General features: G+C 67.7%; 14 protein-coding genes. 7 read left to right on the top strand and 7 right to left on the bottom strand.

The annotated features are described in order from the left end of the window. Positions 1–211: 211 nt before the first annotated feature. Positions 212–811 (bottom strand): NADPH-dependent F420 reductase, encoded by a 600-nt coding sequence (locus BLQ91_RS11310; RefSeq protein ID WP_090096659.1) that lies wholly within the window; start codon positions 809–811, stop codon positions 212–214. Between the two features lie 76 nt (positions 812–887). Beyond that, a complete protein-coding gene (locus BLQ91_RS11305) occupies positions 888–1,856 on the bottom strand; it encodes an alpha/beta hydrolase family protein (protein WP_090096658.1) in 969 nt (322 codons plus the stop codon). A 187-nt stretch (positions 1,857–2,043) separates the two neighbouring features. Between BLQ91_RS11305 and BLQ91_RS11300 the strand changes: the two genes are divergently transcribed. From BLQ91_RS11300 to BLQ91_RS11290, 3 genes are all read left to right on the top strand, one after another. Beyond that, complete coding sequence (locus BLQ91_RS11300) at positions 2,044–2,649, top strand: TetR/AcrR family transcriptional regulator (protein WP_245733328.1); 606 nt, start codon at positions 2,044–2,046, stop codon at positions 2,647–2,649. Between the two features lie 791 nt (positions 2,650–3,440). Beyond that, positions 3,441–4,004, top strand: coding sequence for a papain-like cysteine protease family protein (locus tag BLQ91_RS11295; RefSeq protein ID WP_090096656.1), 564 nt, complete (start codon positions 3,441–3,443; stop codon positions 4,002–4,004). A 79-nt stretch (positions 4,005–4,083) separates the two neighbouring features. Further along, positions 4,084–4,878, top strand: coding sequence for a hypothetical protein (locus BLQ91_RS11290; protein WP_245733327.1), 795 nt, complete (start codon positions 4,084–4,086; stop codon positions 4,876–4,878). A 366-nt stretch (positions 4,879–5,244) separates the two neighbouring features. Here the strand turns inward: BLQ91_RS11290 and BLQ91_RS11285 are convergent, their stop codons facing one another. Both BLQ91_RS11285 and BLQ91_RS11280 read right to left on the bottom strand, forming a co-directional pair. Further along, complete coding sequence (locus BLQ91_RS11285; protein WP_143022600.1) at positions 5,245–5,706, bottom strand: hypothetical protein; 462 nt, start codon at positions 5,704–5,706, stop codon at positions 5,245–5,247. 10 nt (positions 5,707–5,716) lie between these two features. Beyond that, entirely contained in the window at positions 5,717–6,178 is a 462-nt protein-coding gene (locus tag BLQ91_RS11280) for a hypothetical protein (RefSeq protein WP_143022599.1), read from the bottom strand. A gap of 251 nt (positions 6,179–6,429) precedes the next feature. On the opposite strand from BLQ91_RS11280, the gene BLQ91_RS11275 reads away from it, so the two are divergent. Next, positions 6,430–6,933: a hypothetical protein gene (locus tag BLQ91_RS11275; protein WP_090096652.1), complete on the top strand. Its 504-nt coding sequence runs from the start codon at positions 6,430–6,432 to the stop codon at positions 6,931–6,933. Positions 6,934–7,165: 232 nt separating this feature from the next. On the opposite strand, the gene BLQ91_RS11270 is transcribed toward BLQ91_RS11275, so the two are convergent. Then, entirely contained in the window at positions 7,166–8,743 is a 1,578-nt protein-coding gene (locus BLQ91_RS11270; protein ID WP_245733326.1) for an alpha/beta hydrolase, read from the bottom strand. Between the two features lie 738 nt (positions 8,744–9,481). After that, the gene (locus BLQ91_RS11265; RefSeq protein WP_090096650.1) at positions 9,482–10,111 is read right to left on the bottom strand and encodes a TetR/AcrR family transcriptional regulator; all 630 of its coding nucleotides are present in this window, start codon (positions 10,109–10,111) and stop codon (positions 9,482–9,484) included. A 46-nt stretch (positions 10,112–10,157) separates the two neighbouring features. Between BLQ91_RS11265 and BLQ91_RS11260 the strand changes: the two genes are divergently transcribed. After that, positions 10,158–11,012, top strand: coding sequence for an SDR family oxidoreductase (locus BLQ91_RS11260; RefSeq protein ID WP_245733325.1), 855 nt, complete (start codon positions 10,158–10,160; stop codon positions 11,010–11,012). Between the two features lie 89 nt (positions 11,013–11,101). After that, entirely contained in the window at positions 11,102–11,263 is a 162-nt protein-coding gene (locus BLQ91_RS43605; RefSeq protein ID WP_342670629.1) for a hypothetical protein, read from the top strand. A gap of 26 nt (positions 11,264–11,289) precedes the next feature. On the opposite strand, the gene BLQ91_RS41190 is transcribed toward BLQ91_RS43605, so the two are convergent. Continuing rightward, a complete protein-coding gene (locus tag BLQ91_RS41190) occupies positions 11,290–11,430 on the bottom strand; it encodes a hypothetical protein (protein WP_176959670.1) in 141 nt (46 codons plus the stop codon). Between the two features lie 561 nt (positions 11,431–11,991). Here BLQ91_RS41190 and BLQ91_RS11250 point away from each other — a divergent pair. After that, positions 11,992–12,696, top strand: coding sequence for a hypothetical protein (locus tag BLQ91_RS11250; protein ID WP_143022598.1), 705 nt, complete (start codon positions 11,992–11,994; stop codon positions 12,694–12,696). Positions 12,697–12,698: the final 2 nt, after the last annotated feature.

The following is a 12,698-nucleotide window of genomic DNA, read 5'->3' as shown; positions in this document are numbered from 1 at the left end:
CACAACATGATCCGCTGAGGTTCCCCGGTCGCTCGGAGGCTTTCAAGCATGGTCCGACAGGACCCGAAGGGAGTCGTCCGCGGCAGCACCGGAGTACCCCGATGAGCTGAGGGCTCGAGCGGTCCGGCTGAACAGGGAATCGGTTCCGGTGATCCGGCGACGGTCGTGGAGCTCGTTGCGGCGGGTCCCGCAGTCGAGCGCGGTTCACCTCCTACCGGGAGATGGAGATCGCGAACTTCGCGGTTCCCAGGGCACTGACGGTCGCGAAGAACAACGGGGCAGCATGCTCGGTGGCCAAGGCGGTGTGGACGCCGCCCAGGTCCAGGACGCTGCTTTCGGGCCACCCCAGGTCACCGAGCAAGGCTGTGACCACCGTCTTGGCCGCGCTGTCGTCGCCACTGACGAAAACGGTGGCTTGGGGCAGTGAGGCCAGTGGGTCGACCATGATGGTGAAGTTCATCGTGTTGAGCGTTTTCACGACACGGGCCCGTGGGAAACGCGCCTGCACCTGCTGGGCCACGCTGTCGCCGGGGTAGGCCATCGTCATCTGCGGCGTGAGAGCTGCCGAGGGGTCCAGCACGATTCTGCCGGCCAGCACGTCGTCCCCGACGGCTTCCAAGGCGCCGAGCACGGCCGTGCCCGGGATGGCGGTGACGACCACTTCGCTGGACGCGACGGCCTCGCGCGGGCTGAGGGTTCCTGCTCCACCTGCGCGCGTCCGTGATCCGTGGACCACGTGGTGACCGGTGGACGCCAGTCGTGTCCCCAGTGCGGAGCCGACCTTGCCCGTGCCGAGGATCGCGATTCTCATGGGTTCTTCCCGGGGAGGTTCGGGTGATCGACCTGTGGGGTGCGGTGTCGAGCGACGAGCAGCCGCACCTCGCGGGTTACTTGGTTTCGACCTTCGCCAGGGGCGTCTCCCGGGTTTCCAGGGCCTTCACGGCGATGTCCCAGGACGTGTCGCCGGGGAACAACTGGGAACGCAGGTAGGCCCACACCAGCGCCCGCAGCGCGGCGACTCGTTCGGGGTTCTCGTCGGAGGTTTCTGCGGCGTCGTAGCCGGAGATCCCGCCGAACAGGTGTCCCGCGCCCAGGAAGGTCAGCAGTGTCTTGTTCCCGCCGGGGCTGTGGGTGTAGGCGTCCCAGCGGTAGCTGAGCCGGGAGGAGAAGTTGGGGTTCAGGTCCTCGTCGCCGGCGATGACGAGCGCGGTGCCGGTCATCTGCCCGAAGTCGATGTACTTCATCATCGGGTAGTGCTCGGCGGCCCACGGCGAGAAGTGCTCGTCGGCGATGCCAGGTCCTCCGATCACGACGCCGGCCTTGACGCGGGGATCGGAGAGGTCCTTCTCCCGGAGGTCGTTCGGGTCACCCACCTGGGAACCCAGCAGCAGCGAGACCGTGTGGCCACCGGCCGAGTGCCCGACCGCGGCCACCTTCTCGGTGTCGACACGGCCCGGTAGCCCTGGAACCGCGGCGAGGACCTCCTCCAGGTGGTCGAGGACGGTGTGCATGTCGACGGCGCGGTCGCGCCAGAACAGCGGCGCGTCGGGCAGGTCCTGGTCGCGCAGCCCGAGCACTGTGGAGTCCAGGTGTGTCGGCTGGACGACGACGAATCCGTGAGCGGCCCAGAAGTCCGCGACGGGGCCGTAGCCGCGCAGCGAGGAGATGAAGTTGGCCATGCCGTGCCCGTGCGAGAGCAGGACCACCGGCAGGTTGGTCCCGGTCACGGGCGCCGAGACCTTGATCTCCAGCGGCACGGGCCTGTCCGGCACCTCGAGCGAGATGGGGCTGTAGCTGAGGATGGGGGTGGGGTCGCTGACCGGGAAGCCGGCGGCGTCCGCATAGGACGTGCTCATGGGTGTCCTCTCAGACCGTTCGTCGATGAACCCGTTGCTCCACGGACTCGTTGGGTGATCGACTCGACCACCCGACGAAATATTGCCATAGACGGCAAGTTTGCACAAGAAGGCATTTTAGCCGTGAGATGCATGTATGCTGAGGCGTGCGCGGGCGGCGATCGACGGAGTGCAGGAGAGTGGGACGGTGACCAGTAACGGTCCAGGGCTTCGGGAGCGGTCGAAAGCACGACGACGGCGCCTGATCCTGCACACGGCCCTGCGCCTGTTCACCGAACACGGGTACGAACGGACCACGATCGCCGACATCGCCGAGGCGGCCGAGGTCGCACCGCGGACCGTGACGGGCTACTTCCCGTCGAAGCTCGACTTCATCACCGAATGGCCGGCGGCCATCGAGCGGCGGATCATCGCGTTGCACCAGGAGGATCCCTCTCTGGAGTTCATCGATCTGGTGGACAGGTGGTGGCACGACCTGCGCGACAACGTCGACCAGGAGGAAGCCGCGCTCACCCGCGCCATGGCCCTGGTCAACCCCGGCGTGGTCGCCATGGCGGAGGCCGAGGTCTCACAGCGGACCCCCGGAACCGGCTTCCCCTTCGAGGGAGCCGATCGCGACGACCTGTTCGGAGCGGCGGGCCGAGCCGCGATCAGGGGTGTCACCCACGTGTTCCTCCGCGGCGTCGCCGAGGGCCGCATGACCGACGAACTCCACAACGACCTGCTGCACCTGATCCGCGCCATCGCCGACAGCACCGACGTCGGCCACGGCTCGCTCAAGCTGGACCCTTAGCGATCGAGTGGAAACGAGTTGGCGTCTCGGCTTCGCTCCACAAGGCAGGACGTTCAAGATCGCGGTGTGCGCCAGGACGTCTTGACCGACGCGCTGCGGGCTTGACTGGAACCAACTGCCCACCGCCGGGGTACTGGTCCTGTCCACGGCCCTGGTCCACCCCGCCCACCTGCGTGCGCCCAGAGTGGATCACACGAGGCACCGTCCGCTCATCGACATGAGCGGATTTTTCGTGGTCGCGTTCACCCAGGGAGCATCCGGGGAAGCGCGAGGCGTCAGCTCGCTGACCTGAGACGCGTCAGCAGGCGTTCCCCGTCGTCGGCGACAGCGGGATCTCGGCCCTGGACCACCGGCAGGTGCGTGGGTGACCGACCGGCGACCCGGTCGAGGGGATCGACGTGTGGCGCGCACCGACGACAGGCCACGGCCCCGCACGTGGATCGCTGCTGCTGCCGGACAGCCCGCGACCACCGGGAACCTCATGCATTCACCTCAAAGTGTCCAACTCACCCCCGCATTCCCGTGGACGGGAGCGGACGGTGGCCTTTTCAACCGTCTTCGACACCGTAAAGAGTGCAGTTCCGCAACTTTCACGGAAGAGGATGGAATCAGCGGAAGTCTCGGCGGCTCGTTGTTGATGTTCGGCGGTTCATGACTTCGGCATGGCGATTCACATTTCACGGAGTTCACTCTTGCGAGCGTATTTGTACGCCGCTTCTGCATGGCAACGAATTTCGCGCTTTCATGTCCTCAGGTCTCCCGGTACTCATCACATGCAGGAGGACAGGGAAATGGGTAGATCCAGATTCGCGATCACGGCGTCGGCCATCGCGCTGACGACCTCGGGGTTGCTCGTGGCCGCAGCAGGCGCGGCTCAAGCGGAATCGGGGTACGACAACATCAGCATGTACAAGCAGGAGAAGACCCAGTGGTGCTGGGTCGCCTCCGGTCTGACGATCGCCAAGTACCACGGCCTCGGCAGCACGCAGACGGACTTCTGCAACCGGGCCCAGCCCTACTACGGCTGCAACAACCAGCCTGCCACGCTCGACGACATGGCCAGGGGCTGGAGCAGCCTCGGCATGGCTCACCCCGGCTCGGGCCTGAGCAGCGCGGCCTCGTTCAACCAGGTCTACACCGACGTCAAGGCCGCCCGTCCCGTTGGCGCGCGCATCGGGTGGACTTCAGGCGGGGGTCACATGAACGTCGTTTACGGCTTCGACACCTCGAAGAACACCATCGCGGTCGCTGACCCGTGGCCGGACACCGCCACCTACACGTGGTGGAACTACAACGACTACGTCAACAACAGCTCGTTCAAGTGGACGCACTCCCGGATCGGCATCTCCCGTTAAGGCAGGCATCATGCGCGAACCAAGAACGTCTGGACGGTGGGCAGCTTCCCGCCTTTCCCGCCTGACCGCTGTGCTGGCAATGGGCGCGTCCGTGCTGCTGTCCGGCCCCGTCCACGCGGCCCCGGTCAACGACCCGCTACCCGTGGACATCCCCGACTACCAGGCCGCTCTCGATGCTGTGAGGTCGGCCGACATCCGCAACGCCGTGTGCCGCTTCCTCAGCGTGCCGGTGCCCCAGGGCGGGTCCGACACGGTGCAAACAATCCCGGACAAGGCCGATCCGTGCGAAGGCATGCCCGCCTTCACGGTCAAGGACCCGCTGCCGGTCAGCGAGATCACGCCGGGCTTCGTCGCGGGCACGTCCCAGCCGATCGCCGCCGAGGCGGTCAAGTTGACCCGTCTGGTGTCCTCGCTGAGCACCACCGTCAACGACCGCCAGGTCACCGTCATGCTCGCTCCCACGCAGGGCGGCGGCTGGCATCTGGCGGCGGTGCGCGAGGGTGACGGCGACGTCACGTACGCCGACAAGGCCGGCGTGGGGACCTTGGTGTTCGCCGAGCCGCAGATCCGCGGCTGGTACCTGCTGAAGCTCGTCACGGTGGAGCCGCTCAACGACCAGGCACGGGAAGGACTGGGCGGCAGGTCGTCGATGTCGCTGAGCGACTACCAGAAGCTGGTCAAGGCCCGTTATGCCGACAAGCTGCCCGCATCGGAGTACGACACCAAGGGAATGTCGAGCGGCTACGGCAGCGCGAGCGGGGCGGAGGGCGCGTCGTCCACGGCACCGGCGCTCGTCGGCGGTTCAGGTGCGGCGCTCGTGCTCGTGGCCGGCGCCTTCTTCCTCTTCCGCCGCCGACGCAACACCACCGGCTGAATCTCCCGCTTCGCCCCGGTACCCGGCATCCGGCTGGGATCGGGGCGAAGCCGTGCAGCGGCTCCGCGCACGCCGCTCCGTCAGGATGACGGTGAACATGGCGAACAACAAGACGCTCCGAGCTGCATCGATGGACCTCGCCGACACGCAGCACGCGGTCTGCTGCCATGCACCGCCGAAGTGCTCGAGGTTGAGGTGTGGGAGTGCCCCTTTCGGCCGTGGTGGCCTGACCTCGGACGCCGGCCCTTCGGACAAGCCACAACCGGACCTGCCACCCGCGAGCCCGACCTCGCCGAGGCCGCCCCTTGACATGAACAGAGTCATGAGCGCGCCGTTGACAGGCGAAAACAATGACTTGGACCCGTTTCAGCGATTCCGGAGCCGGGTGAGCTCGAGGCGAACGGGGGTGGTGTTGTCGTCGAAGGTTCCGGTGATCACCAGTTGATCGCCGGACAGCTCATAGACACCATTGGACGACAGGGGCTTGTCCCTGCGGAGCCAATGTTCCCACATCCGCAGCTCTCGCCGCGTGGGATTAACCTCGAAATGGTGCTCGACCCATTGGTCGCCGAAGCGGAAGACCACCAGGTAGGCGCGGTTGCACTCGAAGTACAGGCGCTCCAGAGGTCGAGCCGCGCCGGCTGGCTGGTAGGTCCCGGCACGGACGTCCCAGGCACCGTCCAACGGCGTCGGCGCACGGTTGTTCTCGTTGGCGATCCAGTACGTGCCAGCGAACGCGGCGACCAACACCGCGACCTGGATGACCACCCTCACGATGACCTCGCGCATACCTCGTGCGTCGGTGGAGTGCTGGTCGGTCCAGAGCACGCGCACGAGGTCAGCACGATGCCGGGCCACGACGAAACCCAGGCAGGGCGGTGGTTGCCGCAGCCATCACCGTACCCGTGGCGTCGACGCCATGGGTCAGATCGATCAGCGTGATCGTGGCGAGCACGCCCAGTCCGCCGCACGCGGCCACCAATGTGGTCTTGCGCCAGCACAGCAGTACCCCGAGAGTGATCTGGACCAGCGCGACCAGCGTGCCGAAAATCGGCGAGAAGCCGAAGTAGTGCCAAGTCAGCCAGAAACCCGAGACATCACCCATCGGCTTGTCCAATTCGGACGACAGAACGGCGAACTGCGATCCGTTGAGCTTCGCAAACCCATATAGGACCAGCACGAACGCAGCCCCGTATCGACAGAACGCGTACAACGTCCACCCCCACCGCATCGCTTCTGTCAACAACCGTGATCGCACGACACCTGACTGAAAGTAAATCATGAGGTGCGTGCGTCTCATGCCCTCGGCAGCATCTCACCGCTCCTGCAGGTTCAGGTGCGGGGATGCACCCTTCAACCGTGGCGCAAGCTGTCGGGTGACAAGCCAACGGCCTACGTCCGCCAGCCTTGAGGTCTGCGTCCATGAGTGATCGGACGTTAATCAATCAGGCTGACTGGTTTGCCCTACAGTGTATTTCGATTCCGATGATCTTCTGGTCCGAGTAAGATTCGATCGCGAAAGCGCGATCTCGAAGAAATAGGAGGTTCGAGATGTTGAACGTCGACGACAAGAGCACCTCGGTTCGGACCACCGCGCAGTTCCGCTTCCTCGTTCCCCGGATGCCGTTCATCCGTTTGTGGGCGCTGAAGACGCACTACGTCGAGGCGCCGTACATCACCGACTACGGCGGCACGGGAGGTTGCCTGAGGGTCAAGGAGTACGCAGAGAGCTCGTTCTCGTTCGAAACTGACCGCTACAACTCCGGCGCGTGGGCGACATCGGAGGTCACCGACTTCGAGTTCCTGTTGCAGGGTACGAAGGACGCGCCGGTGGAGGCGTGGATCAACGTGTCGCTGGGCAAGGGTGAACCTCCGAAGTACACCGTTTACGCGTATGACGACGGAACTTCCGCCGGCACCGTGTTCGGTCCCTACATCGGGCCCGGGATGAAGCCGAAGGCCTTCCCCGACGGCGGTGACAACTACTTCGCCGAGATGACGGACCTCGAAGGCAATTGGCTCTGGCTGTACCGGCTCTACGCGCCCGCCTCCTAGCGGAAGCTGTGGCGCAGCGAGTGCACCACGCAGGCCCTCACGAACTGCCAGATGCGGCTCCGGAACCGTGGCTGTCGCCAGCTTGCTCTGCGGACATGGCGGCGGGAGGGGTCCCATTGCCGGGAAGGGCTGGTAACGCCGCAACCGCTACGCGTCGCAAGTCAGTTGGTGCGGTTCGGCCCGCATCAGCAACAGCTTCCAGTCTCGCCACGCCGACCGCGAGCGACCACGGTCACTTCGGGGCGATGTCGGTGCAGTCGACCTTCTCGTCCGGCAACTGGCCGGTGGTCAGGAACGTCACCGTCGCCTCGTCCACACACCGGGAGCCCTGGTTGTAGACGTAGTGCCCGCCGTTGTCCGCGCCGACGAACGCCGCTCGCCCGCCGAGGACTTCGTGCAGTCCCAGGCCGTCCTCCCACGGTGTGGCGTTGTCCCTGCGGTTCTGCAGGATCAGCGTGTTGCGGGATCCCCTGTCGGTCACGCGGACGGGTTCTTCGACGGGCTTCGGCCAGAACGCGCACGCCCAGATGTTGGCGGGCATCCCCGCGGTGAGCGGCCAGGCGGCGCGGTCCTCGGCGGTGCGGCGGGCGTACTCGTCGACGTCGTCGGACCACCGGGCGTCGCCACAGGTCAGTGCGAGGAACATGGTGGCTTGATTGTCAGCCGGCACGCCAGGGGTCGGCTGCGGCGCGGTGAACACCTGCCGCAGCACCTGGCCGTCCGCCTCGGTGAGCTTGCCGTCGGCCAGGCCGACGGCGGCCTTCCAAAACTGCACTAGCACCGGAAGGGTTTCGTTGTGCAGCAGAAGGCTATAGGTGACGGTGCGCAGCATCGAACCCGTCAAGGCATTGGAGGTGCCGGGTACGAGCGCGGGCGTGCGGTCGAGCCGGTCGGCGAGTTCGAGGTACCTCCGGGTCACCTCGTCGACGGTGCCGCCCAGTCCGAGTGCGGCGTGCTGCGCCGCGGCAACCCTTGCCGCGTCGGGGAAACGTTCCGACATGGCCTTGCCCCAGTTGTCCTTCGCCTTGGCCCAGACCTTCGTGGGGTCGACGTTGCCCTCCAGCACCACCCGATCGGCGCGTTCCGGGAACAGCGACGCGTAGACGGTGCCGAGGTACGTGCCGTACGACTGACCCCAGTAGGAGATCTTTTCCTCACCGAGCGCCGCGCGGATGCGGTCCATGTCGCGGGCCGTGTTGGCGGTGGTGAAGTGCCGGAGCTTCTCGCCGGCGTTCGTCGCGCACCGTCCGGCGTGGGCACGGGCATGCTTGACGTTCGCGGCGATCGAGCCGTCCGCGGCCGGGTACGGGAACAGGCCCGCAAGAGACGGGTCGTCGAGGCCACAGCTCTGCGGGGTGCTGTGCCCGACCCCGCGCGGGTCGAAGCCGATCAGGTCGTAGGCCGCCAGCACCGACGGCGGCAGGGTCGGTGCCACGACACCCGGTGTGTCCAAACCGGACAACGCCGGGCCGCCCGGGTTCAGCAGCAGGACACCGCGGCGGTCGCGGGACTGCGCCGCCGGCAGCTTCGAGACGGCCACCTCGATCTTCGCGCCACCGGGGTCGCGGTAGTCCAGCGGAACCTCCACCGTTCCGCAGACGAGCCGGGGGTCGCGACTGACGCCCTGGGCCAGCGCCGGGCAGGCGCCCCAGGCGATCGGCGGCGCAGCAGCCGCCTCAGCGACATCGGGTGGTGCGTCTTCACTTGCCGCGTCTCCTGGCGAGTCGGCGTCACAGGCCGCCACCGCGGCGACGGTGAGCACCACCGCGCACACCAGCCTGACGAACCTCCGGGAGATACCGCTTCCCACTGACCGTTGCACCGTCTTCAACGCCCTTGCCCTCCAGCTCTCGCATACCGCGACGCAGCAACGCCGTTGCCAACGAAACCTATGGAGGACCGGGACGTCACGAATCCCCTTGGCGTGGACACGTTTCTGTAGTCCTCACGGGGGACAACGGCTCCATGTGTCACCAGCGCTGTGCGTCGGTCAGGACTCGGCCGCGGTTCTCCCCCAGTCACCGATTCCATCGGGGTGAAGCCGTGCTGAGCAGTTCCGCCGCGTAGTCGACCGGGGCGAACCCGTGAGGCGACTGGGAAGCCACTGGCGTTCAACGTGATCGCGCACGGCGAGGTCGTCATCGAGCTCCAGCGGGACCGCGTCGCCGCCGCTCCCCACCGCACCCGGCCGCGCTTGGTTCTTGTAGAACGGCCACGTGCGGCGAGGTCTTCCCGTCAGTGCTGGGCAGGGTCGGTCTCATCGTGGCAGCAGAAGCGGACGCCTGGGTCGCGAACGCAAGTTGATGATCAAGACACCCGACGGCGCCCGAAGAGAGGACGCCGGGAGGGATGCTGTCCGGCGATTGCCGATCGGTATCTTGGCTCTGCGGCGGCGTTCGGTGCGATTGACTCGGCGGTGACCGCTGCGGGGTCATTGCGCCGTTTGGTGAAACCTCGATCAGCGTCACCGTCGCGATCGACGTCGTGGCCCCCGACAGGATCGAGCGCTCGATCGTCGAGGTGAAGCGGATCGCGGCTGATCAGGGCGTCACTGCCGACTCCCGGCGCCGACCATCCGGATGAGTGTGTCGACCAGCGCGTCGGCGCTGGTCCGCCACTTGTCCGCACCGAGGTGCCCGCTGTGCTCCAGCCCCGCGATGCCGTGCGCGCCGGTCAGCAGCAACGCGCCGTAGTGCTGGGCGTCCCGCTCACCCACGGCGTCGGCGACGATGCGCAGGAACTCGTCCTGGAACCGTCCGGCCGCGCGGTCGGCCGCGTCCGGGTCACCCACCGGCCCGCACACCTCCCGGTGCAGGCGCCCGAGCGGCCCCGGCCGGTGGTCGCGCCACCGGAACAGCATCGCGTACAGGTGCGGCTGCTCCCGGCCGACGCCGATGAGCGCCTGCAGGGCCGCGCGCAGTTTCCCGGCCGGCGGCAGCTCTCCGCTCCGCAACGTGTGCGCCTGGTCGGCGAGCTGCTCCCACCGCTCGGCCGCGATCGCGGTCAGCAGGCTGTCCTTGTCCGCGAAGTGCCGGTAAGGCGCTCCCCTCGTCACGCCGGCTCGCGCGCCCACCTCGCGCAACGTCACCGCTTCCGGGCCACCGAGGTCGAGCAGTTCGGCGGCTGCGTCGAGCAGTGCGCGGCGAGTGGCGGCGGCTGACTCCGCGCGGGTGACCATGACGCCCATCGTACAGTTGACGCTGTCATCTGATAGCGTCGTTCAGGTGACATCGTCATCTGAAACTCAGAAGCTCGTCGTCGTGACCGGTGCCTCCACCGGCATGGGCGCCGCCACCGCCCGCTCGCTGGCCGCCCGGGGCTTCCACGTCCTGGCCGGCGTGCGCCGCGACCCGGTCGGCGCACCCGGCATCGAGCCGGTCCTCCTGGACATCACCGACCCCGAACACGTCGAGGCCCTCGCCGCCCGCGTCGCCGCTGACCCGCGCCCGTTGCACGCAGTCGTCAACAACGCCGGAATCCAGGTCAACGCCCCGGTCGAAGCACTGCCGCTGCCCGAGTGGCGGCACGTGTTCGAGGTCAACCTCTTCGGCCACGTCGCCGTCACCCAGGCCCTGCTGCCCGCGTTGCTGCGCACCGGCGGACGCGTGGTCAACATCAGCTCGATCGGCGGCAAGGCCGCCATGCCCACCTACGGCGCCTACGCCGGTGCGAAGTTCGCGCTGGAGGCCGTCAGCGACGCGCTGCGCCGCGAGGTGGAACCGTTGGGCGTGCGCGTGGTCGTGGTCGAGCCCGGCGGTGTGCGCACCGAAATGGCCACCCGCGGCATCGCGACGGCGAACGACCTGGCGGCACGGATGAGCCCCGAGCAGGACCAGCGCTACGGCGGCCTGGTCCAGGCGATCAACTCGCTGATGGCGTCCGGCACGTCGTCCGGCGTCACCGCCGAGGCCGCCGGTGAGGCGATCGCGAAGGTCGTGACCGCGCGCAGGCCCCGCACCCGGTACACCGTAGGCCGGGACGCCGCGGTGCTCACCCGCCTGACCCGCATCCTGTCCGACCGCACGCTCGACCGCGTCATCGGTACCACCGTGCGCCGCCACTACCCGAAGGCGGCGTGATCGGGGGCTGCACAACGAGCGGCGCAACTCACACGTCCGCTGACCTCCACGTGATCGACCAGGCACCGCACGACTGGTTGTTCCCCAGGATGTCCGCCGTGGTGCACCACGGCGGAGGAGGAACGACCGCCGCCACACTCGCCGCGGGCACTTCCCAGGTCGTGTGCCCGTTCGTCGCCGGCCAGCCGCACTGGGCTCAGCGCATGCACGCCGCGGGTGCTGCGCCGCGTCCACTCCCCCACCGGCCCTGACCGTCTCCGCATTGGCCGACGCGATCTCACACGCGGTCGGTGACGCAGCGCTGGAAGTTCCGGGTGAGCTCGAGGAGTACGTCGCCGGGGAACTGCCGGGGGCCGCGAGGTCCCAGGGCGACGGGGCTTGTGGTGAGCGCGAGTACGACGTCGATCAGCAGCCGCACGAGGGCTCTCCAGCGGCTCAGCCTCGCTCATCAGCGCCAGAAGGCCTCGCGCAGCAACGCTCCCGCGACGGAAATGCCGTCACGCACGCTCGGTGAACCCGGCCGCGCCCAACCCCGCCTCGATCCGCGCGGCCGGTCACGCCTCGTCCAGCCGGGGTACCGACTGGTAGGAACGGAAGTCCCGAATCGCAGCGGAGTTCGGCCGGGTCGTGGTGGCTCACCAGGACCTCGACCGGGGTGGCGGCGCGGTGGGTGTGCGCCTGGGCTGCGAGCGCGTCCCCCGGTCGGGGCGGGGACAGCTCGTCGAACGAGTGCACTCTTCACTACTCGGGGTGCTCGTGCTGCGCCATCGGCTCCGAATTTTCGGGGTTGTTGGGCTGAACAAGGGAACCGCGGCGGCCGGCTCCGGCGGCGACCAGAGCGAAGTCCACCCGATGAGGGGACGTGGGCCACCCGGTCGTTGCGACTCTGCCGATCCAACTCGTTCCGGTGAAAGGGGTTATTAGCCCCGTTGGTTCGGATGGACCCTGTGCACCCCGGCACCAGTTGGACGGAGTGTTCATGACCAGGACCGAGAAGAAGTTCATCGCAACCCCCCTCGACCGCGACCGCCTGGGCGAACTACCCGGTGAACGCCTCGACGCCGACCCGACCCAGGCGAACTCCATCTCGCTGAACGTCATCGCCGTCGGCGCCAACGGGGTGACGCTGGGGTACACCGGGCTGAACGGCAACCACCCCAGCACCTACGGCAATGCCGTGTTCGTCTGGCAGAACGAAGCCGCCATCCCCTACGGCGCACCCCCGCTGGCCACCACGCCGTTGAAGGGCAACAGCCCGAGCGGCACGACGTCGGTGGAGTTCGACGTCAAGATGGGGCTCGACTACGTCCTGGGCTACTCCACCGGCGGCACCGTCGAGTCGATCGCCTCGTGGGCCTACATCCCACCGCAGGAGGAGGGCTTCCAGTACTTCTCGACCACGACGGCGCCCGTGCCCGGTGGCGTCACGTCGGACGTGGTCGTCGCCAAGTACAGCACCCCGGCCGGCAACGACGCCGGCGCCAACAAGAACTGGGTGGGCATCTGGGTCGCCTCCACCGGCTCGTTCACCAACCCGCCCAAGTTCCGGGCCGACGCGCCGTCCGGTGCTACCGGGCGCGTCCCGGTCCACGGCACCTACACCCGCGACACCACCTACACCATCGGCTACTTCACCGGGAAGTCGCTCACCACCCTGGCCGCCACCTGCACGTTCTCGACCTGACG

The sequence above is a fragment of the Lentzea jiangxiensis genome (assembly GCF_900104175.1).
Taxonomy (GTDB): domain Bacteria; phylum Actinomycetota; class Actinomycetes; order Mycobacteriales; family Pseudonocardiaceae; genus Lentzea; species Lentzea jiangxiensis.
This window is presented reverse-complemented; position numbering and strand designations above follow the sequence as displayed.